Below are 26616 nucleotides of genomic sequence, written 5' to 3'. Positions count from 1 at the left end.
AACTCAGGTCAGCGGCGTCCAGCTACCATCGGCGTTGCGGCAGGCCGTTCCGCGCGCGGTCAGTGGCGTTCCGGTGGTGAACACGGTCTGCGAATATTGCCGGCAGTCCTGCGAGCCGACGCGATATGGCTGCGCTGCGACGACTTCGCCCGAGCGTCCCTCGCCCTTCCAGGCAACAGTCTGCCCGCCCTGACCATATTCCAGCGCACGATATTCGGCCTCGAGCGCCTTGCGCCGGTCGCTGTCACTCAAGCCGCCGCCGATCGAGCCGCCAATCAGCCCCCCATCCATGGCCGTGATGATACGCGTCGCGACCTTGCCGCTAGAGGCCGAGCTGTCTCCACCGCCGAGCGACGGAACAATCCCGCTGCCGCTACCCAAACCGGAGGTTGTGCAGCCGGAGCCAGCCAGTATTCCCGCAACCAGTGCCACCCTTAGTCTCATGCTCATCACCGGTCCCGAATTTGCGTCCGCTTACAAGGGCTTGGCGCCGCGTTAGATTGCATCTTTGGCCGAAATGGGGCCGATTCGGCCAGCCATTTCTACTGCACTCCACGCAACTCTACGATGGCCTTAAGTCCCCCCATCTCCGATCGCTCCAATCGAAGCGTGCCGCCATACTCCTTGACCAGATCAGCGACGATGGCGAGGCCAAGGCCCGTACCTGGCTTGGTCTCGTCGAGACGCTTGCCACGCTGGAGCGCCTCGCGTGCCTTTTCCTCCGGAATCCCTGGCCCGTCATCTTCGATCAGGATCGAAAACCGTGGCGGCTCCTCGGCCACGGGCGCCGCTGTCTCAACCGAAACCTTGACGGCACTGTGCGCCCATTTCATCGCGTTTTCGAGGAGGTTGCCGACAACTTCCTCGAGATCTTCGCGCTCGCCTGCGAACACAACCTCCGTCGCCGGTAGGTTCAGGGAGAAAGTCGCGCCACGCGAGAGCTTGTCCATCACCCGCACCATGCGCTGCAACAGCGGTGCGACTGGCGTGCGATAGACGACGCTTTCCCGCTGCGCGGCAACCCGGGCCCGCTGAAGGTAGTGATCAATCTGCATTTGCATCGCGGCGGCGTGGTCAGCAATGAGCTGCCCTTTGGCGCCGCCCAGAGCACGCCCCTCGTTGAGCATCACCGCAAGGGGTGTTTTCAGCGAATGCGCGAGATTGCCGACCTGGGTTCGCGACCGCTCGACGATGCGGCGGTTGTTTTCAATCAGCGCATTGGTCTCGTTTGCGAGCGGCTGGATCTCGGCAGGAAAACGTCCCGTGAGGCGCTGTGCAGTTCCCTCGCGAACCATGGCAAGCGCGTTGCGCACGCGCGTCAGCGGCTGCAAGCCAAGCAGGATCGCAATGGCGTTGATGGCGATCATGCCAAAGCCGAACAGCGACAAATAGGTGAACAGGCGCCATTCGAAGCCGCTGATCTCGTCTTCCAGCTCGGTGCGATTGCCCATGACACGGAAGCGTCCGATGCGGTTTTGCGAATCCAGCACAAACTCGCTCTCGAAAACCTCGAGCTCCTCGCCGCCGATGCCCGCCACGCGGTAATGGCGCTGAAATTCGGCATTGAACGGCACTTCATCGGCACTCGGCGATGCGATCGGCTCGGTCATCGACGAGGAACGCAGCTGACCTACAAGCCCCTTGGAAACCGGCTCGACAGACCAGTACCAGCCCGATTCCGGTTCGGAGAAGCGAAGGTCGCCGAGATCAGGGCCCCCGGTCAGCGTGCCGCTGTCGGACACGCCGACAGAGCCAATGAGGTTGAAGAGATGCGCCGACAACAGGCTGTCGAAGCCGCGTTCGCTGGTCTGGCGGTAGAGCGAACTGATGACGGTGAAGATCAAGGCAAATGCCAGGATCGCCCAAACCGTGGAAAAAGCGATAACGCGGAATGCCAGCGAACGGGGCCCGAGGCCCAGCACGTAGCGCTTCCAGCGACCCAGTCGTTTGCGAAGCTTTTCCGCCTTACGCCTCCGGCTCGCGCATGCGGTAACCCATACCGCGGACGGTTTCGATCATGTCGATGCCCATCTTCTTGCGAAGGCGACCGACAAACACTTCGATGGTGTTGGAATCCCTGTCGAAATCCTGGTCATAGAGATGCTCGACCAGCTCGGTGCGGGAGACCACGTCGCCCATATGATGCATGAGATAGGCGAGCAGCCGGAACTCGTGCGAGGTCAGCTTCAGCGGCACGCCATTGACGTCGGCCTTCGACGCCTTGGTGTCGAGCCTTACCGGGCCGCAAGAAAGCTCCGACGAGGCGTGGCCGGCGGCGCGACGGATGAGTGCCCTCACCCGTGCCAGCACTTCTTCGATATGGAACGGCTTGGTCACATAATCATCGGCGCCGGCGTCGATACCGGCAACCTTGTCGCTCCAGCGATCGCGCGCCGTCAGCATCAGAACCGGCATCTTGCGGCCCTCGCGGCGCCAGCGCTCGACAACGCTGATGCCGTCCATCTGCGGCAGACCGATATCGAGCACGATCGCGTCATAAGGTTCGGTGTCGCCGAGGAAATGTCCTTCCTCGCCGTCAAACGCTTTATCGACGACATAGCCAGCGTCGGTCAGCGCCTCGGATATCTGGCGGTTCAGGTCCTTGTCATCTTCGACGACGAGTATGCGCATGCGGTTTTGCGACCAGTGGAAAGATGTCAGAGATATAGGCGATTCCGCCCTGACGGGAAATGCAGGCTAGCCTGCCGGCACAACGACTTCGACGCGGCGCGGCCGCTGGCCATCCTTGGCAGGCACCAGCACCACGATCACGCAGACAGACTGTCCGCCCTGATTGGACTCGGTCGCGCGGGCCAAGGTGCCGCCCTGCTGGTCGGCCACCTGCTGGCCGATCGAGTAACAATCCGCGGCTGCCACGACAAATTCGCCCGTCTCCGTGATCGGCAATGGCGCGGCTTGCGCGGAAGCCGCAAACAGGCCTGCCGCGCAGAGCGCGGTCGTGGCTGACCCGAATATGGAGCGAAGCGTTTTCATGCTGCGATTTCTAATACACGAGTGCTGAACGTGGAATGAACGATGAATTCATGCAACTGGCGCCATTGCAAGCCTGCTAGCTTCTGCCGATGCGCTGTTTGGCCGAGACCCGGCCGAAGATCGCAATCAACCCCGAAAGTGCAGTGATCGCCTGCAAGACCGTATCGGTCAACGCGGAATTGTCGACGCCGTCCACGGGCATGCCGGCGAGGCCCGCCACGCCCAGCAGCATGGTCACGACAGAGGCCCAGATGGTGCGCGAAAGATACCAAGGTTTCAGGTTCAACATGCTCTGATCCTTTCCAGTGAAAGACCTGGCCGCCTCAGGCCAACGCAATTCGGCGCGAGGCCGGCATGCCCCAGCCGGCAGCAATGCTCAGCTGGCGAATGGTGATGTCGACTGCGGCCGGCGGCGTGCCAAAATCTGCCGCAATATCAACCGCCGGATAAATCCAGCCAGGTGTCGGAACCGTCATTGACCGCACGATGGGACCGCCTTCTGAGGCTATGTCGATGCGATATTCCTCGCGCTCCTCGCCGAGGGGAATATCGCTCGCTTCCCAACTGTCGGCATCGATGCGCCCGCGCCGGATCCATGAAAGCGACAGATCATTGCCCGCAGTCAGCCTGCCCCGCAGATGGGCAGGAGAAAGCGGCATCAGCGCCCGCTTGCCGCCGGTCTCCCGATGGGCCGAAAAGCTGGCACCGGAGAAGTCGCCGCCCAACGGGCCGACGCGCCAATTGAGCAGCAGCCCCACCTCGCCAGCCATCAGGCCGGCGGGCACGACGGCCGTGTCGAGGATAACGACATCTGCGCCAACGCCCGCGCCGACGGCTGCCGCATCGCCGGTGCCAAATTGCCCGCGCAAAAGGCTGCTCAATCGCCAGACCCCGGGCGCGGTCTCTCCAGCTGCCTCAAACTGCAGCACCTCCCAGGCGCCGCCGGCAGATCGCACCGCCGCAAAATTGGCGCCGTTGAGAAGCTGCAAGCGACTGACGCTGGCCAGCTCGCCGTCATAGAGTTCGACGGTCAACACAGCCGCACGATCAACCCTGCCTTCCGGGCCAGGCGAGAGCACTGCCGTCAACCTGCCCATGTCAGCACGGCGTCCGACCGATCCTCGCAACGCAAATCCGGTGTCCTCGGGCGAAACGAACAGCGCCTGGCTCCTCCAGGGGTGCATTGTCACCGCTACCTTGAAATGATCCTGCGGCAGCGCCGATCCGCCCGCCATCATCGGCAGATCGAGGAAGACGGCATGCGGCTGGCCAACGGCGATCGGCGGCAGCGGTTCCACATCGGGATTGGAAGAACTCCAGGGTGCAGGAACCGCACGCGACAACTGGCGCGCCGTCACTTTGCGCACCAGTCCCTGCTCGATCTCCGTCACCAGGAATTCGGAGCGGCTGCCCGAGGCCGGTACCTTGACGATGCTGCCTGGCTCAATGTCGGCGCGCGGCTCGGCAAGGGCGAAGCTCAGCTGTTCTCGTTCCTGCCAGGTCCTGCGCATCCAGTCCTCGGCCAGCGCGCTCGCCTGTCCCGACTCCAGCATGCCGGGAAACGAAATCACGTGCTGCCGGCTGTTGGACGCGGCGAACCGCGTGCTCCTTGCCGACGCCGACTGGTAGTCGGCAACGGGATCGCCAAAGTTGATCAAGGCCTCGGCCGGCAAATCATGGTCGGGCGTGCGAACGGTCTCGACCACGGCACTTCCGCCGTCGAATGTCAGCTCGGTCAGTTCGATGGCCGCATCCTTCGATGCAGCCGTTTGTCTGAACACCAATCCGGCTGTCTCTTCGCGGAGCGAGAGGCCAAATAGGTCGACCAACGGTTCGAGTGCGGCCCTAGCCGAGGTCGGGTCGGAGATGACGTAGCCGCTCACTGTACCTTCGACACCGGCCACGTCGGCTTTAGGCAGGCTGTGATCAGCCAGTATCTCGTTGATGAGATCGGACACAGCCGGACCCGCGAAGCGACCGTTCAGCCAATGACCGCGGTACCAGGCATCGCCATCCGACCAAATCCATGATTGCAATGGAAAGGCCGGATAAGGCCGCGCGTCCCACGCCCAGACATAGGTGCGCGCCACGTCGACCATACGACCGCCATAGATCGGCGAAAGCGGATTGTCCGCGCCATTGAAGCCAGCAGCAGCCGAATCCCAGTGTGAGGCATGAGCTTCCAGCAAGCGCCGTTGTGCGATATCCGACCGGCCGCCATTGGAAAAATGAGGGGCAGCGCTCTCGGACGATTTGACGTCCGGAAACATGTTGGGCTGGTTCGGCCCCTTGTCCACGGCGGGGCAGCCGAGTTCGGTGAACCAGATCGGCTTGCTGCGCGGCACCCAGGCGGTGGGTGAAGCGGCTTCCACACCAGTGGACCGGTTGTAGTGCTGGTTGGCCCACCAGCCGACAAGATCCTTGTAGCGAAACACCCAGGGCTTGCCATAGGCACCGTCGGTGATCGGACTTCTCGACCGTGCCAGCCGTGCCGCGACGCTGGCATAGTACCAGTCGAAGCCCTCGCCACCGGCGACGCCGGCGCCGAGGCCTTTGGGGTCATAGGGCGAAGCAAATCCGTCCGGGTTGCCCCCCGCATAATCCGCGTCGCGCCAGTCCGACAGGGGCATGTAATTGTCGATGCCAACGGCATCGATCGCCGGGTGCGCCCAAAGCTGGTCGAGATGGAAATGGACATCTCCGCTGCCATCGCCCGGCTGGTAGCCGAAATACTCGCTCCAATCGGCGCCATAGGTGATACGGCAGGCAGAACCAAGTACTGCGCGAACATCGGCCGCCAAGGTGCAAAGCGTCTCGACGAACGGGAACGCATTGCCGGCATCGCGCAAGGTGGTCAGGCCGCGCAGTTCGGTACCGACCAGGAAGGCATCGACACCACCGGCGGCCGCGGCCAAATGCGCATAGTGCAAGACAAAGCGCCGATAGCCCCAGTCGTCAGGGCTGCCGGTAAAAATGATGCTGTCTCCGGCAGCGGCGAACTGGGTCCGCTGTGCCGAACCGCAAAACGCGTCGACCTGGCTTCGCGCCGCCGCGGTGCGGTCGGTCGTACCGACAAGCCCCGGCGCTGGCATGCAGGTTATGCGTCCACGCCAAGGATAGTTTGCCTGGCTGGCATTGCCATAGGGATCGGGCAGGCTGTTTGCCGCGGGGATATCCATCATGATGAATGGATAAAGTGTCACCTTCAGGCCACGCGCCTTGATCTCGGCAATCGCCTCCTTGACGCTTTTGTCGGACGGCGTGCCGCTATAGGCGGGGCCGCCGTCATGCGTCGAAACCAGCATGGCATTCGGTCGGGTTATGCCTGACACACGCCAGGGGGCCGACAGGCCCGAGGTCGAGGCGTTAGTCACGGCCGGCCTCAACCGGCATTGGCCGGCCCTCAGATCGTTGCCGAACCAGGTCACCACCAGCGCTACGTTCTCGATATTCGGGCAGATCATCTGCAACTCGTCGAGCGATGCTGCGATGTCGGTACCGGCGTAGAGCACATGGCGATTGAGCGCCTCGGTATGGCCGGGTCGCTTCTGCCGCGTGACCAGGCTCGTTGATAGCCCGTACTCGGTCGCGCCGGGGATCAGGGTGACAGCGAGGACATGCTTGCGCAGGTCGCCGATCGGCCGGATCACCTCGAACTGCATCTGTGGGATGCGGTTGCCATATTCGCCAATGTCGAGATTTTCGACCACCACATAGGCAACGCCGCGATAGGCAGGCGCGTTGCCTGTGCCCTGCTTGGCCGCAATCAGCGGATCGACGGCCTGGCCTTCGGTGCCGCGATGGATGCGCAGCTCGATCGTCTCGCGATCGACCTCGCGCCCATCCGCCCATACACGCCGAATGCCGGCGATCTCGCCTTCGCACAGCGCAAAAGCGGCGTTTCCATAATAGGCATATTCGGTCACTTTCGGGCCGAGCTTGCCTTGCCGCCGCGTCGAACGCGTTTCCTTGAAGCGCGTCGCCCATATCAGCGTTCCGCCGACGCGCGCCGTGCCATAGATCCTCGGTAGCGAGGCACCCTCTTCGGCGGTGAAAGGCCGCGCACCGGTCAGCCGTGGGCCCTCGATCCTTCTTGTGCTGTTGATCAGCGCCCGGTCGATGGCGTAGCCCGCAAGCGCACCGGCAGCCGTGCCGATGGTAGTGCCGATAGGGCCGAGCATGCCGCCAAGAAATGCCCCAGCAGCCTGCAGCAGAATGGTCGCCATCAACGATCTCCGGGATCAGCTATGCGTCGGGTTTGGAAAGGCAAAGGCAGCGGCGATGCGTCGGCGCCATTGCGGCACGAGCCGGGTCAGCGTCACGCCGTGATCCTGATAGGCATGCACGAAGCAATCCGCCTCAGTCAGGATCGCGGCATGTTTAGCCGGCAAATGCGCGCGCCAGCGAAACACGATGAGATCGCCGGCGGCGATGGCTGCGACGGGCTTCTCCAGCAGATGCCTTCGCAATCCGTCGAGCAAGCGCTCCTGTTGAGTGGTTTCGGCCCAATCAGCCGCATAAGGCCCCGGTTGCTCCAACTCGTGGCCGTAGATTTCGCGCCAGACCCCAAGCACCAATCCAAGGCAATCGCAGGCCACGCCCTTGCGGCTGCCCTGATGACGATACGGGGTACCGACCCACTCCAGCGCCTCCGCCACGACGGATGCCGCAATGTTTCTATCGCTCATGGCACGATCGGCCGGCCGTCGAAGACGCCGCCTTCCGTGACATAGGAATAGCCAGCGTCGTTACCGGGAAGGTGCGGAAAGCCGCGAAAATTCAGGGCGTTGGCGAACTTCGCCTTACAGGTTGCAAACGCCTTGTCGCAACCGGCGCGAAGGGAAAAGGCGTCGCCTGCCATGACAGCTGCCCCCGCACTTGGGCCAACAGTTACCATCACACCGGAAGCATCCCGGCGATGGGCGACGATACGTTCGCTGCGACCGCTCCTGGCCCCAGTGGTCCAGGTCAGCGTGCCATGCGTAAACCATCCCGATTTGAAGCTGCCGAGCCCCGACACGGTCAGCATGTCAGGCTCGGCATAGACCGTTACGGTCCCGTTGCCCGAAAACTGCGGCTGGTTCAGCACCACGCCGCACCTGGCATCGCCAAGCTCCGCATCGCAGGCGCGATTGACGTAGCGGCCCCTCGGCTGGTCAAGCGCATGCGTGGCACTTTCCAACTCGGCCACGAAACGCTGGTCGCTGCGCGTGATCTTGCCAATTGTCGCTGTCCGCAACCGCGCGAAATGCTGAGGCTCCATCCAGTTGACCAGGAAGGTCTCGACCTTGGCATTGTCATAGAGACCTGCAGCGATATCCGCGTCGCGAATTCGCTCTGACGACAGCGCGCCTTCGACATCGACGGTATCGACCGCAAGGCCGAGCGAACTGCGCGCCTCACTGGCGGCGAGACCCGTTTCCGGCTCGAATGTCGTGCCATCAAGCGCCAGCGGGTGATCATGGTCGGTAAAGCCGCTCACCACGCCATCGGCGCGCGTCAGCCGCCAGCAGTGGCACACACTGATTACGGGACGGCCGAGATGGTCCGCCAGTGCCGATGGCATCGTCATATCAGCACCTCCACGAGGGGAATTGACGGGATCTGCCCGGCTTTGAAGGCCGTCAGGCTCAGGGACAACCGCTCTACGTCGAAGCGCACAGGCACATGGAACTCAAAACCCGCAGTCACCCGCGCCCCCATTGCCGGGATCGAACCAAGCGCAAAAACCACCTCGCCGGTCGCACCATCGAATGAGAATGCCGGCGCTGTCTGCGCTGCACCAGCAATTGCAACCCTAAGGCTCCCCGGCAAAGGCTTGGAGATCAGCCGCTTGTAAGCGTCGGTTCCGGAGCCGTAGGCTTTCACCAGGGCATACCGGGCTTTTGCGCCGTCGCCCGTTCCCAATTGCTGATCCAGCATACCAGGTGTTTCGCTTGGCCGGCATGACTTCATGTCGAACGGATCGCGGAACCTGAATGCATGTAGCGAGCCGCGCCGCGCTTCGAAAAACGCCAGGACATCGTGAAGATCGTCGAGCGATTTCACGCCGGTTCCTGCGTCGTAGTGGTGGCGAGACTGGGAAAAGCGCAGGTTACGTTTCTCCCGTCCCGAGGTCAGCGACACGATTTCGTTGCGCCGCTCCGGCCCGCCCGTCGCGCCAAAGGACACGGCGATCGGAAAGACCTCGTCATGGAAACTGGCCAATTCCGTCACAACCCCTCCTCAAAATGTTCGTGCGCCACGCGACACCGCACGCGCCAGCATACCGGTGATCTGTGCTTCGGATTTGCGGAACGATGCTGCGTCCTGCGCCGTCACGTTGAACACGACACTGACAGCGCCACCGCCGCCGGGTGCAGCCACGCCCAGACTGCCGTCAGCGCCCCGGCGCAGCGGCAGGATCGCCTCCGCGCCGGCTTCGCCCATCAGCCCAAGGTTCTTGCCGTTCGGAAAATAGGTCGGCGACGACACGACGCCGCCGGACGCAAACGGCACCACGCCGCCCGTCACCCCGCCTTTGGCGAAAGGAAGCGCTTTCTGCAGCCCCTGCATCAAGCCCTGGAAGAGCGACCCGCCCAGCGACTGAAGCGGCTTGAGACCGTGCCCCAGCGTCATGCCGGCAATTTTCATTCCCAGGCCTCGCAGCACGTCCTCGAGCTCGCGGCCGCCAATGGTCGCCATTTTCAGCGCCCCTGTGAGATGGGCACCGAAATTGTCAGCCAGCTTCTCCAGCGATTTCAGTGTCGAGACAAACGGACTGGCGTCCGCATTGATCTTAACGTTCACACCCTCTGCCAAATTGGTTCTCCGTCTGGTCGGGAAACATTTTCATCAGCTCAGCAAGCTGGGCTTTGGCGGGCGCCTCGGTTCTGGCCGCTCCGAGCACGCTCATCGCGCGCTCCAGTTCGCGCGGCGTCATGGCCCAAAAATCCCTCGGCGAAAGCCGCAGCAGGCCGAATCCCATGGCCATCACGCTGTCCCAGGGAAATTCCGCGCCGGCGCCCGCTGCGGCGCCTAAGGGTTTTGGGTACCTTCCGCCTTGGGCGATGCACCGAAGGTCGTGGTCAAAAGATCCGCAACGATCGCTGCGAAGCCTGCGACGCCACCTTCGGCACGCATACCGCCCACATCGTCGTCGGAAAGCTCATATCCGGCACCGCGCAAACCAGCACCAATGACGCGGATCATGTCGGTCGCCGACAAACGACCGCTCGAAAACCGCTCCACCAGCGCCGCAAGATCTGCCGCGGCATAGCTCGCTTCAAGCTCAGCCAGAGCCCCCAGTGTCAGGCACAGCCGGTGGCTCTTGCCGTCCAGTTCTGCGGCAATCTCGCCGCGCCGCCTGTTCGCTGTCATGGCATCACCGCAAAACCGACGACACCGGCGGATTCGAGCGCCACCTCGAAGGTCACCTCGCCATCATGGTTGCCGGTATATTCCAGTGAGGTGATCTGGAACGGCCCATCGACGACGCCGAAATCAGGTACGGCAAGCTGCCACCTCAAAATCTCGCCGCCAAAGAAGCAGCTGCGGATCCTGGCGTCGGATTGCTGATCCTTGAAGATGCCGGAGCCGCTCACCGCCGCCCGCTGCACCCCGCTTCCGGCCAAAAGCTCGCGCCAGCGCCCCGCCGACTCCGCATCGGTGATGTCGACCGTCTCGCTGTTGAAGGCAATGCGCTTGGAACGCAGGCCCGCAACCGTGACAAAGCTGCCCAGACCGTTAGAGTCGATCTTGAGCAGAAGGTCCTTGCCCTTCTGTGCGACCATGAATTGGTCTCCTGAATGTCTTGAGAAAGATGTTGCCGGCAAGCCGACGGTCAGGCGCCCTTGGGCTCGGTCACCGCGCGAAAGCGCAGCAGCCCGTGGTGGAGCGAAAGCCTGTCGTCGAAACGTGCCTCGGAAAATTCGAGCCGCATGCTGACAAGATGCTGCGTGCCCAGATTGAGCGTCGCATCATCAAGCAGCAAACGCACGATCTCCATGATTTCGAGCGCCTCGCGCTTGCCTTGGGATTTCGACCAGACATGGACAGAAAACAGCTGTTCGGTGCCGCTTTCGGTATCCGTGCTCCAATCGTAGACGCTCGTCCGGCCAAAGGTCAGATAGGGAAAAATGACGTTTGCCGGTGCCTGGTCGTGGATCTTCGATCCGCCCAAAAGTGTTACCAGCGGTGCGTTGCCGCGAAGTGCCGCAAACACCGCTTTCTGCAACTCAGCGGCCGGGGCGGTCATCGTTGCGCTCCCTGATCCTGCGCGGACTTACCCGCCTCGGCAGTGCCTCTACCGACACGCCAGCACCGTCGCCACGGTAACCCTGTTCGACACTTTCCGCCAGTTCATGCGCCTTCCAGCGCAGCGCCCGCTTCAGCCCGTCGAGCGTCAGCTTCATGGTCACATTCATGCACCCTGCTCCCTTGTGCGGCAAACGAGGTAGCGCTGCGTTTCGTCCGGGTCGTGGACGGTAATGATGGCAAGCACGCGCAGGTTTCGGCGCAGGCGCATCCCGCTCTTGAGCCCGTCCCGCCATCGCATGCTGATCCGATGGGTCGCCGTCTCAAGCGTCTGATCCGCACCAAACACGCTCTGCGCCGAGATCGGCTCGACCCGCGCGAACAGTGTCGCCAGTTCAACCCAGCTCTCGGTGTGGCCGCCAAGACTGTCCGGCGTTGTCACGCATTCTTCCAGCGCAAGTTCGCTGCGAAAGGCGCCAGGATCGATGAAGCTCATGCGCATCAAAGCCTCCGTGAGCGATAGCCGGAGAGCAGGCGATCGTACCCACCGGGATAGGACACGGGCTGATCATCCGGGCCGAAACTCGAGCGAAACTCGTACCAATGCGCCACAAGCAGCAGTATCGCCCGCTTCAGCAGGTCAGGCACATCCGTGCCTGCCTCGCCAAAGCCGGCGCGAAAGTCGATTTCGACGCCGTTCATCACACGCAGTCGCTCCGGCGCGCGGTCGAAATGGATGCGTGCGGGGCGCGACAGCGTGTCCAGCTGGTAGGCGGCCGGATTGACGATGGACGCCGCACCCTCGCTGCCGAAAATCGTCACCGAAAGCACTTGCCGCACCGGATGCCGCACCAGCATCACGAAATCGTCGGTCGGCCAGCGGTCGAGCACCAGCCGCCAGGCCTGGTCGATCAGCGCCATACCGGTCGTTCGCTCGACATCTTCGCGCGCAGCGCGGATCAGGCCGCTGATCAGCGCATCCTCGCTCGTATGGGTGATGCGCAGATGCGCCTTGGCGTCGACCAGCGTCACGGGCTCCAACGCCGGCGCACCGGTTCGGATCAGGGTCATTCATCACCTGTGTCAGGATGGAAGGGGAGCGGCGAACGAGCGCTGGGCCCGTTCACGCCGGCTTACGCGGTGCCGTATTTGAGCAGCTTGATCGCGCTGAAGTCCTGGACACCGCCGCCGACGCGCTTGGTTGTGTAGAAAAGCACGTAGGGCTTGGCGGAATAGGGATCGCGCAGCACCCGCACGCCAGTTCGGTCGACGACGAGATAGCCGCGGCCGAAATCGCCAAACGCGATCGGGGTCGCGTTGGGTGCCGCATCAGGCATGTCCTCGGCCTCGACTAGGGGGAACCCCATCAACATCGCACGCTGGCCAGGTGCCGAAGGTGGCTGCCAGAGGTAGTTGCCGTCGGCATCCTTGAGCTTGCGGATCGATGCCTGGGTCTTGCGGTTCATCACCCAGTTGGAATTTTGTCGGTAGCCTGCCTTCACCGTGTAGACGGTGTCGATCAGGATGTCGGAGGGGCTCGATGCCGGCAGCGCGCCCGATACGCCAGTTACCACATAGCCGATGTCGCCCCAGGCCCAGCTCGCCTCGGCCACCTTGTTGTAGTCGAGGAAACCCTTTGGCTTGTTGACGCCGTTGCCATTGACGAAGGCTGTGCCTTCCTGCTCGGCGAAGGCCGTCTCGACCTCTGAGGCGATCCACTGGTCGAGATCGACGACACTGTCTTCAAGCAGCGAGGCCGTGGCCGCCGGCATGGCGTAGAGTTCCATCGTCGGAAACTGCAGCTCCGCCAGAACAGGCGTCGCCGTCTGCGGTCGCGTCGCCGTCTCCGCCACCCATCCGACCGCCGGACCAGTGACAGTGAACGGCTTTTTCAGCACGGCAGCCGAAACCTGCCTGACCGAAGCGATCGAACGCAGCGGCGACAAGGTCGACAACCGACGCCCGATTTCGGTTTCCGTCTCGTTCGGCACCAGATAGCCACCGTCCTGGCCGGAGCCATACGACATCGCCTTGGTGTCGAGCGAGCGCAGTTGCCGGTCATCGCCGCTGCGCATATAGGCCTCGAAAGCGTCCTTGTGTTCGCTCGGCATCGAACGGCCGTCGCGTCCAAGGGCTGGCCGCAGCCGCTTCAACGACAGGCCGTCGAGCGTGCGTTTCTGCTCGTCGAGCGCGCGCGAAATGCGGTCGACCTTGTCGGAGGTCACCACATCGGCGCCCAGCTTGCCTTCCAGCTGCGCCAGGCGTTCGTCATTGCTGTCCTTGAAGGCCTCGAAGGTGGTCATGAACTCGCCGAAGGCATCCTTCAGGTCGAGTGTGTCGCCAGCCGCTCCCTTGATTTCGGGGGCGCGCGGCGCGTTGGTCTCATTCATACGCTGCTTCCTTTTTGCTTGATCATGCGCGTGGCCTGCCTGATACGTTCGGCAAGGCCGCTCTCTGATCCCCATGCGGCGTCCCGCTTGCGCACGAGGCTGGCGAAACCTTCGGCGATGACCGCCCTGGCGTCGCTCCTGGTCAGCCCCGCGTCCCGCGTGAGCCAACCTTCGAATTGTCTGGTTGTCGGCAGTCGGCCGCGCCCCTTGACCGTGTCGATGCGCGCCTCGGGCAGCATCGGAAAGGTAACGATCGAGATTTCCCAGAGATCGGCCTCGAGGATATGGCGCACCCCGCTTGCCTGCTCCTTGCGTGCTTTCACGGCGCGGAAACCAATCGAAAGGCCGTCGAGCGCGCCGCCACGCAAGAGATTGTGCACGTCACGGGCGCGGGCAACGTCCTTGGCCAACCTGCCGCGCACGAACAGGCCGCGTGCGTCCTCCTTCAATTCCGTCCAGGTGCCGATCGGCTGGTTGGGGTCGTGCTGAAACAGCATGCGGATGCCAGCAGCACCGCGTGTCCGCAGCGATTTGGCAAACGCTCCGCGCTCAACCACATCCTTGCCGAGATCAATCCGCCCAAACAGGCTGGCATAACCTGAAAAAGTGCCGTCGACCGCAACCTCGTCGAGCACCAGGTCGACGAATTTCCGTTCGCCATTCCGCGTCGCTGCCTCATGCATCATGAGCGCCACTCCTCTTGCGTCTTTGGTCGATCCAGCGGCCGATGCGGTTGCCTTCAAAGGCGCGCATGACGAAGCCGAGCGCCCACCAGGCGCAGAGGCTAGCCGCCGCAGCCCCCATCATCGTCATCTCGGTCGGGCTGATCAGCTCTTCGATGCCGAGCTCAGCCGCGATCTTCAGGCCGACAGTGCCACCAAAGACCAGCCCGCAAACCACGCCCACTGAGAAGCGCACCGCGGCCTCGCGCCGCCCTTGCGGCAGGATGTAGGCGAGCGAGATCGCCGAGCCGGCAATCGCACCCGCGCCCTTGGCCAGCCACAGCCAGCCGGGGTCGGACATGTACGTCATGGCTCCTCGGTCCTCTATTTTGGGATTGTTCAGCCGCGCGGCGGGTAGCCCACGGCCTCGCGCTTTTCGTCTTCGCTCAGGAAGCTGGCCGCTTCGAGCCGGGTCCACAGCGCGTCGCGCTCGCCGGCAAGCCCCTCGACCTGATCGGCATCGTACCAAAGCCTCAAGCCTTCACCGAAAGCCGGCGCCAGCCAGGCTGAGAGTTCCTTTGCCGTCCGAGCCACCAGCGGCAGCACGGTCAGGCGATAGAAGGCCCGATTGGCCTCCTGATAGTTCGCGTAGGTATTGTCGCCAGGAATACCGAGCAGCATCGGCGGCACGCCGAAGGCGAGTGCTATGTCGCGGCTGGCCGAATGCTTGGCCTCGATGAAGTCCATGTCCTTGGGCGTCAGCCCCATGGCCTTCCAGTCGAGCCCGCCTTCAAGCAACAGCGGGCGCCCGGCGCGGGTCGTACCCGAATAGCCTTCTTCCAACTCGGCCTTCAGCCGGTCGAACTGCTCGTCGCTCAGATTGCCGCCATCCTTGGGCGCATAAACCAGGGCTCCGGAAGGTCGCGCCGAATTGTCGAGCAGCGCCTTGTTCCAGCGCCCCGCCGCATTATGCGTGTCGAGCGCGATCAAGGCCGCTTCAAGCGGCGGAAAGCCGTAGTGATCGTCGAGCGGGTGAAACAAGGTGAGATGTGCCGCCCCACCCTGTTCGCTCAGGCCGAGACTGATGCGCCGTCGCGCACTGCCCTCGCGATGCTCCAGCGCCGTCGGCCAACCGCTGGCATCGCTTGCCACGGCGACCCTGTCGGGCCGCAGCAGGTGCAACTCGCGCGCGCCGCCACCCGCTTCGACCAGCTCGACATAGGCATTTCCTGACAGCAGCAGGTGGCCGTAGAGCGCTTCCATGAAGCTTCCGCCAGCCTGCCGCTCATTTGGGCGCTCGAACAGCTTCAGCAAGGCGTGATCGTCCAGCTCGCTGGCGCCCTCATAGAGCAGCCAGGGAATGGCCGACGCTGTCTCCGAGATCAGCCGCACCGAGCGATGCACGATCGGATTGCGCATGAAACCTTCGCGCGCAAGCCCGGCATAATCGCGCCGCGTCCAGCGCGCTTCGCCCTGCGCATGGATGGCGACAAAGCCAGTCGGCCCGCCACTCTTGCGTTCAGGCACAGCACTACCCTTCCCAGTCCGCCAGGACCAAGGCCAGTTCAAAGCCATATCGTTTCCTGTTCAGAGAAAATCGCGGATTCGCGGTTCGGTCGACCAGTCCGGCATCAGTTCGCCGATTGCCCAGACCAACGCATCTACGCGATCGGGAGAACGGCCGTTCGACAGCCCGTTCGGGCCAAAGTCGCACATCTCGTCTTCGAGCGCCGAAAAGCGCCGGGCATGCCGAACCTTGCCTTGCGCATAAAGTGCGGCAATTGGCTCGGCGCGCAGCCATTTCGACCGCCGCGCCCGTACCGCTTTCACCGGCACCGCCGGATCGACAGTGCGGATCACCGCCGTCACCATCTCGCCCCCCTGATTGGTCTCTGCAACAATGCAGTCGGCTTCCAGGCGGTGAAACAGCCTCACCGCCGTGCCTGCCCAGTCCTGCGGTTTCGCCGCCTGGACCGTAGCATCGGCAAGGACCACCGCCCGGCCCGCTCCATCCAGTCCGACCGCAACAATGCCGCAGGCATCAGAAGTTTTCCGCGAACTCGCCGGTGGATCGACTGCCACCACGACACGGCGCAAGTCGCCCGCGTCTGCGACCAAGGCCGCCTCGAGCATATCGCGCGACCACAAGGCATCGTCGCGATCCTCGATCAATTCGCCGTCCAGCTCCTGTCGGCCCAGGACGCTGCCACCATAACGGCTGCGGATCGCGGTGAGAAAACCGGGCGCAAGGTTTGCGCGGTTTTCGTCCGACCGCATGCGGGTCACGACAACCTCTGGGTCCACAAGCAGCCGCTTCAGCAGAGGTACAGGCCTTGGCGTCGTGGTGATGATCTGCCTTGGCCTATCGCCAAGCCTGAGGCCGAACTGCAACATGTCGAAACAAGCTTCCGCATGTTTCCACTTCGCCAGCTCATCGCACCACGCAGCCTGAAATTGCGGCCCACGCAGGCTGTCGGGGTCTTCGGAGGAAAATATCTGCGCTACGGCGCCACTGTCCCAGACCAGCCTTTTGCGGCTCGGTTCGAAACGTGGCCTGTCGTGACGCGAAATCGTTGCGATCCCGGACGGCCCTTCAATCATCACCTCGCGCACATCGGCCAAAGTCTCGCCGACCAGCGCAATTGGAGAATGCGGGCGACTGGCAAAGGGCGAAAGCCCTCGCACCATGGAGTTGACCCATTCTGCGCCCAGCCGCGTCTTGCCCGCACCGCGTCCGCCGACCACCAGCCATGTCGCTGGCTCTGCATCAAGCAAATATTGAGCGATACGGGCTGACCAAAACCACTCCTTGGCGATCAGCTCACCTTGGCTGCGTCGCCCCCCCGCATCAGTTCGCTGATCTTTTCGACCGTCCTGACGATCGAGCCGACCATGTCGACCTGGGCCTTGTCGAGACCGCCTTCGTTTTCCAGCCGAAGCGTCTCGACCTGCCCGACAAGGGAATCGGCCAGCCGCGCCAGCCGATCGTCGAAATCGCCCGCAATCGGGCTCGCCCAGCCATCCCGCAGGATGCGTCTGTCGATCGAAGACACCGCATAACCACTCGCTGCCGATAGCAGCTCGGCATCGACCGCCGCACCTTCAAACAGCGCGCGCAGTGCCAGCCATCGCTCGTCCGCTTTCGCGACCAACGAAACCTCCATAGCAATGTTTTGGGAAACTGCCTGTCGGTGCAGCCGGTTTGGCTACACTTCTTTGACGATAGCCAGACACTACCAAAGCACCGTCACGCTGTCAAGAATATATTCCTATATCGGTGCATTTTTCGTAATCCCCCAGCTGTGTCCAACTGCCTCTTGTCGTGCCGGCAAAAATCGGTGACAAGTCAGGCATGGGCCGAGGGACGCGCGCCCTGAATTCGCCAGCAAAAGTATTTTGGTATAAGCTGCAGCACGCTCCGGGCTCGTCTCGAATGGAAAATCCCACCGAACCACGCAAGAAGAGAGGCCGTATCGCGGCTGGCCTGCTGGCCGTCGACGCATGGCTCGATTCCACGCTCTACGAAATGCGTTTCAGGGCGCAGCAGTTCTGGGAAAGCGCCACGATCTTTTTCCGCCGTTTCCGCGTCAAAGGCTGGCGCCGCGGCGTCATCGAGGTGTTGAGCGAGTCATTCACCATGGCAGCCGGCGGCTCGGTGGTCATGCTCGCACTCGCCATGCCGGCCTTCCAGGAGACCACCGGCAATTGGCGCAACCAGGACGACTTCGCCGTCACCTTCCTTGATCGTTACGGCAACGAGATCGGCCAGCGCGGCATCATCCAGCGTGACTCGGTGCCTGTCGACGAAATGCCCGACCACCTCATCAAGGCGGTTCTGGCAACCGAAGACCGCCGCTTCTTCGAGCACTACGGCATCGATTTCTTCGGCCTGATCCGCGCCATGTCGGAAAACATGCGCGCCAATTCCGTCGTCCAGGGTGGCTCGAGCATCACCCAGCAGCTCGCCAAGAACCTGTTCCTCACCAATGAGCGCACCGTCGAACGCAAGGTCAAGGAAGCGTTCCTGTCGCTCTGGCTCGAATCGAACCTGTCCAAGAAGGAAATCCTGCAGCTCTATCTCGACCGCGCCTATATGGGCGGCGGCACATTCGGCATCGCTGCTGCGGCCGATTTCTACTTCGGCAAGCAGGTCAAGGATCTTAACCTCGCTGAGGCGGCGATGCTCGCCGGATTGTTCAAGGCGCCGACCAAATACGCCCCTCACATCAACCTGCCTGCCGCTCGCGCTCGTGCAAACGTCGTGCTCAGCAACCTTGTCCAGGCGGGTTTCATGACGGAAGGCCAGGTCCTGTCAGCGCGGCTGCACCCCGCCGACATCGTTGATCGCGGCGACCGCAAGAGCCCCGACTATTTCCTCGATTGGGCTTTCGACGAGGTCAAGAAGATCGCCGCGAAGTCAGGCATCCACTCGCTGGTCGCCCGCACGACGATCGACATGAACATCCAGAAGGCAGCCGAGGAGTCGGTCGAGTTCCATCTGCGCCAGTTCGGCAAGGAATATCACGTCACCGAGGGCGCGGTCGTCGTCATCGAGACCAATGGCGCGGTTCGCGCCATTGTCGGCGGCCGCGACTACGGCGCAAGCCAGTTCAACCGTGCCACCAGGGCACAGCGCCAGACCGGCTCGTCGTTCAAGCCTTATGTCTACGCAACCGCCATGGAAAACGGATTCACGCCGGATTCGATCATTTCCGACGGTCCGATCAGCTGGGGCACCTGGTCGCCGAAAAACTACACGCGCGGCTATTCCGGCCGCATGACGCTGACGACCGCACTGGTCAAGTCGATCAACACCGTGCCGGTGCGGCTCGCCAAGGATCACCTGTCCATTCCACCAATCAAGGCGATGACCGAGGCGATGGGCGTCGAATCTCCTGTCAGCGCCCACAAGACCATGGTGCTCGGCACGTCGGGCCTGACCGTCATGGACCAGGCAACCGGCTACAGCGTGCTGGCGCAAGACGGCATGGTCGGAACACGCCACGGCATCACCCAGCTCGTCACCCATTCGGGCCAGCTCGTCTACGACTACAGCAAGGACGCGCCGCCGCCGCACCGCGTGCTGTCCGAGCAGGCAGTCGTGTCGATGAACTCGATCATGGTGCAGATTCCCGAGGTCGGCACCGCACGCAAGGCTGCCCTCCCCAACATCCGCTCCGCCGGCAAGACCGGCACCACCCAATCCTACCGCGACGCCTGGTACATCGGCTACACCGGCAACTACACGGCCGCAGTCTGGCTTGGAAACGACGACTTCTCGCCAACCAACAAGATGACAGGCGGTTCGCTACCGGCGATGATCTGGCAGCGTTTCATGGTCTATGCCCACCAAAACATCGACCTGAAGCCCATTCCAGGCATCAAGAACCCGTTCGTCGACCCGGCCGCAATCGCCAAGGCCAAGGAGGCCGAAAAGAACGAAGGGCAGCCGGCGGTGGCCGATACATCCGATCGTCCTCCTGTCTTATCGAGCACGACCACGCGCGCACTGCGCGAAATCGCGGATTTCTTCCACAACGCGCCCGCCATCGAGCCGCCACCCGAGCCCGAAACGCTTTCGGCGCTGTGACGTTGCGAACAGCCTGCCAGCAACGAGGCCCGCACCGGTTGCAGCCGTTCCCTTCTTGCCTTCCGGCCACATGGCGGGATATTCCTCCGCCAACTCCATTCTGCGGCGGCTCATGCTGAAACAATCGCTCCTGATAGCTCTCGCCCTTGCCGTCGCGGTCGGCGGTGGTGCTGCAAGCGTTGGCATGGTGCTCAATTCGCAAGAGGGCATCGGCGCCGTATCGGTCGGTCCCTGGACCGCCTTTCCCGACATTGGCACGCCGGACGCCGATCCCTACTCCAAGGCGCGGGTGGCACGGGACGGCGTTCTCGCGCTTGGCCGTGCGGAAGGTCTCAGTTTTGTCGCAGATCGCGACTCCAGCGGCGTCACATTGAAGAGTGAATGCAATTATCGTGTCGAAGGATCTCTGCCGGTAGCACGGTTCTGGACGCTCTACGCCACCGACAGGACCCACACGCCGCTCAAATCGGGGATGCGCCGCGACTCGGCGTTGCATTCGCTGGAGGTTCTGCGTCAGCCTGACAATTCCATCGCGATTTCGGTCGGCAAACGGCCCGAGCCAGGCAATTGGCTCGCGGTTAACGGCGTCGGCGCCATGAACTTGGTGCTGACGCTTTACGATACCCCCATCGCCAGCAGCACCGGCCTGTCCGGCATTGAAATGCCGCGCATCGTCAGGGTCCAGTGCAATGCGTAGACTGTTTCACGCACTGGCAATCGGACTGATCGGCGCAGGCATCGCCCACATCGTCATTCTGCTGCTCGTGCCCAGCTTTTCCGAGCGTGATGCGTGGTCGCGCCTTGCGATGGTTGCAGGTCCCAACAAGGTCGTCCGCCTCGACCAGGATGTCGGCGGCGCGCCAGTGGTGAAGTCACTCGACCCGTCTTTCTACGAAGCCGCTTGCCGCTTCGATCTCACCGAAGGCGTCGTGCGCATCGATAATGCCGGCAAGGTTCCCTACTGGTCAGCCTCGGTCTATGACCGTAGTGGCCAAAACATCTACAGCTTCAACGACCGCACCGCGACCGACCGAAGCCTCGATTTCGTCGTGCTTACCCCAGCGCAGATGATCGACTTGCGCAAGGAATTGCCGCCGGAGTTCGAAAAATCGATCTTCGTGGAAACGCCGATCGACGAAGGTATCGTCGTCGTCCGCGTCTTTGTTCCCGACGACAGCTGGAGTCCGATCGTCTCGCGCTTCCTCGACGGCATCAACTGCGAAATTCAGTAAGGCGCAAGTATCCTCGGCGCTAGTGTCGCGGCAGCGGATCCTTCCGACGAGGCACGTCACTGCGTTGCGTGCGACCGCCAGATGCCGAAGCCGTACCCGACATGCGCTCGTAGCGCACGCCTGGGAAGATGATAATTGATGCCGACGTGTCCGGAGCACTTGGGGACCGGTGGATAGCCGCACGACGCGGCATGAATGACACTATGCTGCCCATGTTGGCGATTCCCTCTCGGTTCAACCGGAGTAAGCACGCAACGCCTCCAAAACCGATAAGGCCAGCAGAGAGTTAACAGTCCGTTACTGCCATGCCTTTGAATCAATTCCCGTGCAATGCGCTTGACACTCGCTTTCTTAAACAGGCTACGTGAAAGCTCCGTGAGCGTTTCGCCAATATCGGTCTCAACTACAAAATTCTTCTGGATGATTCTATCTAACCTGGCCCTGGGCTCCCAACGGACCAAGGGCGAGACAGAGGGAAGCGCCGTAACCTTTTGTTAATAAACGTATTTCTTAACGGCAAAGTTAACAGTCCGCTAACAAATCAGCGCTAAGTTTATCTTCATCTTCGGGACATTCAGGACGGACACAGCAGTGCCCGACCGCTTCCGAGACAGTGTCGAATTGTGTCAGGCGTAACCGTTCGTGTCAGCATCGGACTTCAGGCAAATCGCCATCGGACGCGAAACCGGAAAGCCCGAACGGCTGTTCCGGGCGGCGGTCTCTGCGTTTTGCGCCCTGCCCCGCCCCTCACGCCGCGAAATCGCACAACTTGAAGACCTGACGCTGCCGCTTTTCGACAAGGTGTCGGTGGAAGCCCGCCGGTTTGTCGCGGCTGCCCTTTCCGAGAGCGAATATGCGCCGCCTGGCCTGGTCCGCCGCCTTTGCGACCAGAGCGTCGATATCGCCGCACCGCTGCTGATCCGTTCGCCCGTTTTGTCCGATGTTGCGCTCATTGCGCTGATCGGGCGCCACGGCCTGCCGCACGCGCGCGCGATCGCACGGCGCCCGAATCTCAACACGACCATCGCCGACCTGATCAGGGTGCTCGAACGCCCGCGCCTGGTTCACCCCGAAACCACCGCGCAGGAACAGATGCCGGCAACTGCCGAAAGCAGCACGACCCTCACCCCGGCACCAGATATGTCCGGCGCCCCCGTTCCCGGCCAACTCGCCGAAAATGTCCGCCGCCGGCTGCGCTCGATGATGGCGCCCAATTACCCGCATCAGTCCGGATCGAGCGAAGGATTGCCCCACGCAAGCGCCTACGACAAGCTCAAGACAACCGCCCTTACAGGCAATAGCGCGTTCTTCCAGACAGCCCTTGCGGATGCCCTGGAAATCGATTTCCAGACGGCCCGTTCGATCACTGAAAAGTCAGGCTACTCCTCACTCATCGACGCGCTCAAGACGCTCGATTTGCCGGAAGAACAGGCATTCCTGCTCGCCGCCACGACCTTCCCTAGCCAGTTTGCCCATGCCGAGGCCATCAGGCTGTTTCTTGAACGCTACCGCCTGCTGCATCGCGATGTAGCGCTTGATCGCGTACGCGACTGGAAGGCTGCCTCTGTCGGCGCACGTATCCGCAGCAACGCGGAACGGCTTCAGCCAATGCCAAGGACTGTCGGGTCAAAAGGCGAACTCAGGGCGTCGTAAGCGAAACCAGATCCTTGATCTCGGTCTTGCCAGGTTCGATCTCCACCACCCAGATATCAGGGTCGAACCGACGTTCGCGCTCAAGCCGCTTGTCGATTGCGGTGCCGTCATCATCGCTTTCAAGCAGGGAGAACTGGCGTTCGTCTGGCCGCGCCATGTCGTAGCTCGTCTGGGGTGCCGGCCCATAAAGGTTCGAGCGGCCAAAACGATCTCGGGTCAAGATGAAGACCGCGCCGGCCTCCAGCGCGCCCCGGTTGAGAATGGCGCCAAAGCCCCCTTCGCCGAAGACTCGCCGCAAAAGGGCCGATACCCAAAAATCCGTGGTTAAGCGCATCTGTCCGGCCCAATCGCAAACTCGATCCGGCCTCTATAGCGGCCTGCGGGCCAGACGCACAGGCCATTCGGCCCGGACCTTTCCGTCAGTTGGTCAGGCCAATCTCACGCATCTTGACGTAGACCGCCGGGTCGGGCTCGCCTGTTTGCGGCAGGCCGAACAAGGACTGGAACTCGCGGATTGCCGCCTTGGTTCTGCCGCCAGGAACACCATCGATCTCGATGCCGTCATTGCCGAAGGCCTTCAGCCCAGCCTGGATCTTCATGATCCGGGCGCTGACGCCTGCCTCATCAGTCGGTTCGGTACGAGCGGGTAGCGGAGCCGCTTCGACACGCGGCGCCGGCGTAGGAGCTGGGGTCGCCTGCACGCGTGGTGTCGGCTTGGGAGCTATGCCCGCGGTCGTATCAGCAGCGCCGAGTTGTTCGAGCAGCGAAGGATCGATCTCGCCGGTAGCGGCCAGGCCGACCTTCTTTTGATATGCCTGGATGGCGATGCGCGTGGCAGGCCCGTTGAGCCCGTCAACCGTGCCGTCGTAAAAAGCCAGGTCTTTCAAGATGCTCTGGACCTGTTCGATCCTCGGATCGCCCTGCGGCCGAACAACTTCAGCCTGAGGTCGCTCGATCTTGATCGTGGTCTCTGGCGCATTCTCTTTCATATCGGGGAATTCGACCGCCTCGCGGGTCGAGAAGAATGCGCCCTTATGAGCATAAGGCTGGTACCACAACGCATTCGCCGAGACGTAAAACAGCGCCACCAAAAAGGCAGTCGAGCCGCCGACAAGAATAGGATTGCGCGCAATCAGTCCGCCAAGCGCCAGGGCACCCTCTTGCAGGGGGCTGCGGTCGTCGACGACGACCTGCTTCCTAGCTTGCTTTGCGGAGCGAGCCATTGCGCATCTCCTTGTTCCTGCTCGCCGGCAGCCGCATCACTTCGCCCTTCGTCGGCTCGGGGCGGAAGGCCGGACCTTCGATCGGCAGGCTGATGGTAACAGTGGTTCCCTCGCCCGGCGCGCTCTCGATCGACATGGTGCCGTCGTGCAATGCGACCAGTCCCTTGACCAGCGAAAGCCCCAGGCCCGTGCCTTCGAAGCGGCGGGTGTAGTCGTTCTGGACCTGCATGAAGGGCGTGCCCAACCGTGGCAAATCCTCCTGGGCGATGCCGATGCCGGTATCCGATACCCAGAAGTGCAGGCGCGAGCCAAGCCGCTTGGCACCGATCTCGACCCTGCCGCCCTCGGGCGTGAATTTCAGCGCATTGGACACCAGGTTGATCAGGATCTGCTGCACCGCGCGCCGGTCGGCCTTGACCTCGCCCGTACCGGCCGCCACTTCGATAGCCAGGTCGAGCGCTTTCGCCTCAGCCTGCAGCGCCAGCATCGAGGCGCACATGTCGACGGCCTCGCGGAACCTGAACGGCTCCGGATTGATGGCATAGCAGCCAGACTCAATCTTGGTGACATCGAGGATCGAGTTCACGACTTCGAGCAGGTGCTGTCCGGAATCACGGACGATACCGACATATTCCTTCTGGCGCGGCTCCTGGAAGCCGCCGAACATCTCGTGCAGCAGCATGTCGGAGAATCCGATGATGGCGTTCAGCGGCGTCCGCAGCTCGTGGCTCACAGCGGCGAGGAAATTGCTCTTGGCAAGCTCCGCGCTTTTCACCGCATCAGCGGCCTTGGCCAGTTCGTCGCGCAGGTCGGCCACAGTGTCGTTGTCGCGGACGATCGCAACAAACGATTGACCTTCGCCCTTCATCATCTCGAGCGCAAACGGCCGGAAATTGTCGCCGGCGTCGCTTTCGTTCTGCCTCGGCAGGCGCAGGCGCAGTTCGACCTGACGCAGCTCGGCGCCATCGCGCATGTCGGCCAGTGCACAGAGATAGGCAACACGATCTGCAACATGGATTCGGTCGAAAAGTGCGGTGCCCAGCAAAAGCTCAGGCTGCAGCCGCAGCATGGTCCGCGCCTGGTCGGAGACATCGGTCACGTCGCCATTATGCGCAACGCGCAAGACAACTGCCTTGAGCACACTTTCCAGCGCATTGGTCGGAGCGACATTGTGCTCGACATGACGATCCAGAAACGCACCGGCGCGAACTGCAAAGGTTGCGAGCCAGGCAACGGGCAGCAGCCAATGCCAAGCCGACACCTGAGCACCTTCGGCAAATGGCATCGAGCCGAGAAAACCTTGTGACAGCAGGGCGGCAACGGCCGCGACCGCGCCAAGCATTGCCGCCTTGCGTGTGCGCCAGACCCACAGCGCTTCGAGCGGCAGCGCGGCAACCAGCAACGTAGCCGGCGAGGTCACCCCGCCAGCGACAGCTATGATCGCGGCGATTGCGGCTATTCCGGCAACCAGCGATGCCATGCCAATCTGAGTGGCCTTGCCCGTGGCGGCGACCAAGAGCGCTGCAAGCCAGCTCAGGCTGAAGGCGGCGAAAATGACGGCAAAGGTGGATGCTGCGCCGTGGTTGGCCGAAACCAGAACCACGCCCGCTCCGGCAACGAGAAAGGGAGCTGCCAGCAACAAGCCAACAAGGCGGCGTTGCAGCGATCGTGCGGAGCCATCGATCGACGGATGGACCAACCGGTCGCAGCCGGCGGCCACCGCACCGGAAAACTCACCGTATCTGGTCATGACAAAACTCAACGCTACGCACTCTTCCGTGGCTCGCTTGCGGGCTCTTTTGTGGTTGTCCCCAAACTCGCACCGAGCCTTTAATGAAGGAATAAAGCAGGGCGACCGAAACCCGGCCGCATGGCGAATATCGGGATCACAACGCCGACATTCGAGAACAGTTGTCGCCATGGTAAACGGAGGGTTATTTGCCGACTTGGGGTCGACGAATCTGCCAACAACCCGACCTCGTGCAAATTCGCAATTTAAATCAATTGCTTACGAGTCTCATGAGAGATTGCCTGCACGAACGCACCCGCAAGCTGGGCCAGTTCGTTAAACTTTGGTGAAAAGCCTTCGCAAAATACCACCTTTCGCAGCAAGCGCTCCTTTGCTCCTTCATGCCATTGTCGACCCAACAACTTGCATGGCAGCTGGAGACAAACCGGCCCGCCAGACCACAAGAGGCATCTCATGGGCTTTCTCATCAGAACCGCATTCTGGTTCTCGCTCGTCCTGCTGCTGCTGCCGCTCGGCACCGGCCCTAACGGCGAAAACAGCGTGAGCCCGCTGCAGGCGATCTTTGCCGCGCGCGAGGCCGTCGGTGACATCGCCGGCATCTGCGAGCGCAAGCCCGAGGTTTGCGAGACGGGCAAGGCAGCAATGCAGACCATCGGTGTCAGGGCACGCGAAAGCGCCCGTATTGCCTATGAGGCTCTCGACCAGCAGTTTGGACAACCCGACACCGCGACCCAGACAGGCAGCGTGCCGGCAACCGACGACGAGCCGGCCATCGAAGCCCCTGCTCCCGCAAACTGAACTCCATTTGGCCAATTCGTATCGCCCGCCAAATCGCCCGCCTCACCTCGGGTACTCTTCTTTTTTCGTGACGGGCAGCCGCGCTGCCA

At 62.5% G+C, this 26616-nt stretch carries 31 protein-coding genes; 5 read left to right on the top strand and 26 right to left on the bottom strand.

The genetic code is table 11. From position 1 onward, the window contains the following. Positions 1-3 precede the first annotated feature (3 nt). From AC1DLV_RS15380 to AC1DLV_RS15270, 23 genes are all read right to left on the bottom strand, one after another. On the bottom strand, positions 4-450 hold the full coding sequence (locus tag AC1DLV_RS15380; RefSeq protein WP_476800776.1) for a hypothetical protein: 447 nt from the start codon (positions 448-450) through the stop codon (positions 4-6). 92 nt (positions 451-542) lie between these two features. Then, a complete protein-coding gene (locus AC1DLV_RS15375; protein ID WP_476800826.1) occupies positions 543-1919 on the bottom strand; it encodes an ATP-binding protein in 1377 nt (458 codons plus the stop codon). Between the two features lie 46 nt (positions 1920-1965). Then, a complete protein-coding gene (locus AC1DLV_RS15370) occupies positions 1966-2631 on the bottom strand; it encodes a response regulator transcription factor (protein WP_476787487.1) in 666 nt (221 codons plus the stop codon). 66 nt (positions 2632-2697) lie between these two features. Next, complete coding sequence (locus AC1DLV_RS15365; RefSeq protein WP_476800775.1) at positions 2698-2994, bottom strand: hypothetical protein; 297 nt, start codon at positions 2992-2994, stop codon at positions 2698-2700. A gap of 76 nt (positions 2995-3070) precedes the next feature. Next, positions 3071-3283 (bottom strand): hypothetical protein, encoded by a 213-nt coding sequence (locus AC1DLV_RS15360; protein ID WP_476800774.1) that lies wholly within the window; start codon positions 3281-3283, stop codon positions 3071-3073. A gap of 34 nt (positions 3284-3317) precedes the next feature. Then, positions 3318-7220, bottom strand: a complete 3903-nt coding sequence (locus tag AC1DLV_RS15355; RefSeq protein WP_476800773.1) for a baseplate multidomain protein megatron — start codon at positions 7218-7220, stop codon at positions 3318-3320. Positions 7221-7235: 15 nt separating this feature from the next. Continuing rightward, positions 7236-7682 carry an NlpC/P60 family protein gene (locus tag AC1DLV_RS15350; RefSeq protein WP_476800772.1) on the bottom strand — a complete coding sequence of 149 codons (447 nt, stop codon included), beginning with the start codon at positions 7680-7682 and terminating at the stop codon, positions 7236-7238. Then, positions 7679-8566, bottom strand: a complete 888-nt coding sequence (locus AC1DLV_RS15345) for a DUF2163 domain-containing protein (RefSeq protein ID WP_476800771.1) — start codon at positions 8564-8566, stop codon at positions 7679-7681. The genes AC1DLV_RS15350 and AC1DLV_RS15345 overlap by 4 nt, the downstream gene beginning before the upstream one ends. Next, positions 8563-9201 carry a phage distal tail protein, Rcc01695 family gene (locus AC1DLV_RS15340; protein ID WP_476800825.1) on the bottom strand — a complete coding sequence of 213 codons (639 nt, stop codon included), beginning with the start codon at positions 9199-9201 and terminating at the stop codon, positions 8563-8565. The genes AC1DLV_RS15345 and AC1DLV_RS15340 overlap by 4 nt, the downstream gene beginning before the upstream one ends. Positions 9202-9219: 18 nt before the next feature. Further along, positions 9220-9795 carry a phage tail tape measure protein gene (locus tag AC1DLV_RS15335; protein ID WP_476800770.1) on the bottom strand — a complete coding sequence of 192 codons (576 nt, stop codon included), beginning with the start codon at positions 9793-9795 and terminating at the stop codon, positions 9220-9222. Beyond that, positions 9773-10045 (bottom strand): phage tail assembly chaperone, encoded by a 273-nt coding sequence (locus AC1DLV_RS15330; RefSeq protein ID WP_476800824.1) that lies wholly within the window; start codon positions 10043-10045, stop codon positions 9773-9775. The genes AC1DLV_RS15335 and AC1DLV_RS15330 overlap by 23 nt, the downstream gene beginning before the upstream one ends. After that, the gene (locus tag AC1DLV_RS15325; protein ID WP_476800769.1) at positions 10012-10353 is read right to left on the bottom strand and encodes a gene transfer agent family protein; all 342 of its coding nucleotides are present in this window, start codon (positions 10351-10353) and stop codon (positions 10012-10014) included. Before AC1DLV_RS15325 ends, AC1DLV_RS15330 begins: the two co-directional genes overlap by 34 nt. Next, entirely contained in the window at positions 10350-10766 is a 417-nt protein-coding gene (locus AC1DLV_RS15320; protein ID WP_476800768.1) for a phage major tail protein, TP901-1 family, read from the bottom strand. The genes AC1DLV_RS15325 and AC1DLV_RS15320 overlap by 4 nt, the downstream gene beginning before the upstream one ends. A 50-nt stretch (positions 10767-10816) precedes the next feature. Then, complete coding sequence (locus AC1DLV_RS15315; RefSeq protein ID WP_476800767.1) at positions 10817-11230, bottom strand: DUF3168 domain-containing protein; 414 nt, start codon at positions 11228-11230, stop codon at positions 10817-10819. Continuing rightward, positions 11211-11399: a hypothetical protein gene (locus AC1DLV_RS15310; RefSeq protein WP_476800766.1), complete on the bottom strand. Its 189-nt coding sequence runs from the start codon at positions 11397-11399 to the stop codon at positions 11211-11213. Before AC1DLV_RS15310 ends, AC1DLV_RS15315 begins: the two co-directional genes overlap by 20 nt. Then, positions 11396-11731: a phage head closure protein gene (locus AC1DLV_RS15305; protein ID WP_476800765.1), complete on the bottom strand. Its 336-nt coding sequence runs from the start codon at positions 11729-11731 to the stop codon at positions 11396-11398. The genes AC1DLV_RS15310 and AC1DLV_RS15305 overlap by 4 nt, the downstream gene beginning before the upstream one ends. Next, entirely contained in the window at positions 11731-12300 is a 570-nt protein-coding gene (locus tag AC1DLV_RS15300; protein ID WP_476800764.1) for a head-tail connector protein, read from the bottom strand. The genes AC1DLV_RS15305 and AC1DLV_RS15300 overlap by 1 nt, the downstream gene beginning before the upstream one ends. 62 nt (positions 12301-12362) lie before the next feature. After that, positions 12363-13619, bottom strand: coding sequence for a phage major capsid protein (locus AC1DLV_RS15295; RefSeq protein ID WP_476800763.1), 1257 nt, complete (start codon positions 13617-13619; stop codon positions 12363-12365). Beyond that, the gene (locus AC1DLV_RS15290) at positions 13616-14302 is read right to left on the bottom strand and encodes an HK97 family phage prohead protease (RefSeq protein WP_476800823.1); all 687 of its coding nucleotides are present in this window, start codon (positions 14300-14302) and stop codon (positions 13616-13618) included. Before AC1DLV_RS15290 ends, AC1DLV_RS15295 begins: the two co-directional genes overlap by 4 nt. Further along, positions 14295-14651, bottom strand: coding sequence for a DUF6107 family protein (locus tag AC1DLV_RS15285; RefSeq protein WP_476800762.1), 357 nt, complete (start codon positions 14649-14651; stop codon positions 14295-14297). Before AC1DLV_RS15285 ends, AC1DLV_RS15290 begins: the two co-directional genes overlap by 8 nt. A 29-nt stretch (positions 14652-14680) precedes the next feature. Next, positions 14681-15856 carry a phage portal protein gene (locus AC1DLV_RS15280; RefSeq protein ID WP_476800761.1) on the bottom strand — a complete coding sequence of 392 codons (1176 nt, stop codon included), beginning with the start codon at positions 15854-15856 and terminating at the stop codon, positions 14681-14683. 12 nt (positions 15857-15868) lie between these two features. Further along, a complete protein-coding gene (locus AC1DLV_RS15275; RefSeq protein ID WP_476800822.1) occupies positions 15869-17101 on the bottom strand; it encodes a DNA-packaging protein in 1233 nt (410 codons plus the stop codon). Further along, positions 17098-17433, bottom strand: a complete 336-nt coding sequence (locus AC1DLV_RS15270; protein WP_476800760.1) for a hypothetical protein — start codon at positions 17431-17433, stop codon at positions 17098-17100. Before AC1DLV_RS15270 ends, AC1DLV_RS15275 begins: the two co-directional genes overlap by 4 nt. A 281-nt stretch (positions 17434-17714) precedes the next feature. On the opposite strand from AC1DLV_RS15270, the gene AC1DLV_RS15265 reads away from it, so the two are divergent. The 4 genes from AC1DLV_RS15265 (at position 17715) to AC1DLV_RS15250 (ending at position 22756) form a co-directional block, all read left to right on the top strand. Beyond that, complete coding sequence (locus tag AC1DLV_RS15265; protein WP_476800759.1) at positions 17715-19871, top strand: transglycosylase domain-containing protein; 2157 nt, start codon at positions 17715-17717, stop codon at positions 19869-19871. A gap of 112 nt (positions 19872-19983) precedes the next feature. After that, positions 19984-20568, top strand: coding sequence for a DUF1214 domain-containing protein (locus AC1DLV_RS15260; RefSeq protein ID WP_476800758.1), 585 nt, complete (start codon positions 19984-19986; stop codon positions 20566-20568). After that, positions 20561-21103, top strand: a complete 543-nt coding sequence (locus AC1DLV_RS15255; RefSeq protein WP_476800757.1) for a DUF1254 domain-containing protein — start codon at positions 20561-20563, stop codon at positions 21101-21103. The genes AC1DLV_RS15260 and AC1DLV_RS15255 overlap by 8 nt, the downstream gene beginning before the upstream one ends. A 642-nt stretch (positions 21104-21745) precedes the next feature. Continuing rightward, a complete protein-coding gene (locus AC1DLV_RS15250) occupies positions 21746-22756 on the top strand; it encodes a DUF2336 domain-containing protein (protein WP_476800756.1) in 1011 nt (336 codons plus the stop codon). On the opposite strand, the gene AC1DLV_RS15245 is transcribed toward AC1DLV_RS15250, so the two are convergent. The 3 genes from AC1DLV_RS15245 to AC1DLV_RS15235 all read right to left on the bottom strand — a co-directional run bounded on the left by AC1DLV_RS15245 (position 22743) and on the right by AC1DLV_RS15235 (position 25729). Next, entirely contained in the window at positions 22743-23090 is a 348-nt protein-coding gene (locus AC1DLV_RS15245; RefSeq protein ID WP_476782531.1) for a DUF1491 family protein, read from the bottom strand. The two genes, AC1DLV_RS15250 and AC1DLV_RS15245, sit on opposite strands and share 14 nt — an antisense overlap. 85 nt (positions 23091-23175) lie before the next feature. Next, positions 23176-23979 carry a peptidoglycan-binding domain-containing protein gene (locus AC1DLV_RS15240; RefSeq protein ID WP_476800755.1) on the bottom strand — a complete coding sequence of 268 codons (804 nt, stop codon included), beginning with the start codon at positions 23977-23979 and terminating at the stop codon, positions 23176-23178. Further along, complete coding sequence (locus AC1DLV_RS15235; RefSeq protein ID WP_476800754.1) at positions 23954-25729, bottom strand: sensor histidine kinase; 1776 nt, start codon at positions 25727-25729, stop codon at positions 23954-23956. Before AC1DLV_RS15235 ends, AC1DLV_RS15240 begins: the two co-directional genes overlap by 26 nt. A gap of 453 nt (positions 25730-26182) precedes the next feature. Here AC1DLV_RS15235 and AC1DLV_RS15230 point away from each other — a divergent pair, with 453 nt between their 5' ends. Then, on the top strand, positions 26183-26527 hold the full coding sequence (locus AC1DLV_RS15230) for a DUF5330 domain-containing protein (RefSeq protein WP_476800753.1): 345 nt from the start codon (positions 26183-26185) through the stop codon (positions 26525-26527). The last annotated feature ends 89 nt before the right edge of the window (positions 26528-26616 follow it).

The sequence above is a fragment of the Aminobacter sp. 01T433 genome (genome assembly GCF_056398585.1).
The sequence above is the reverse complement of the archived record's forward strand: the minus strand, read 5'-3'. Positions and strand labels throughout refer to the sequence as shown.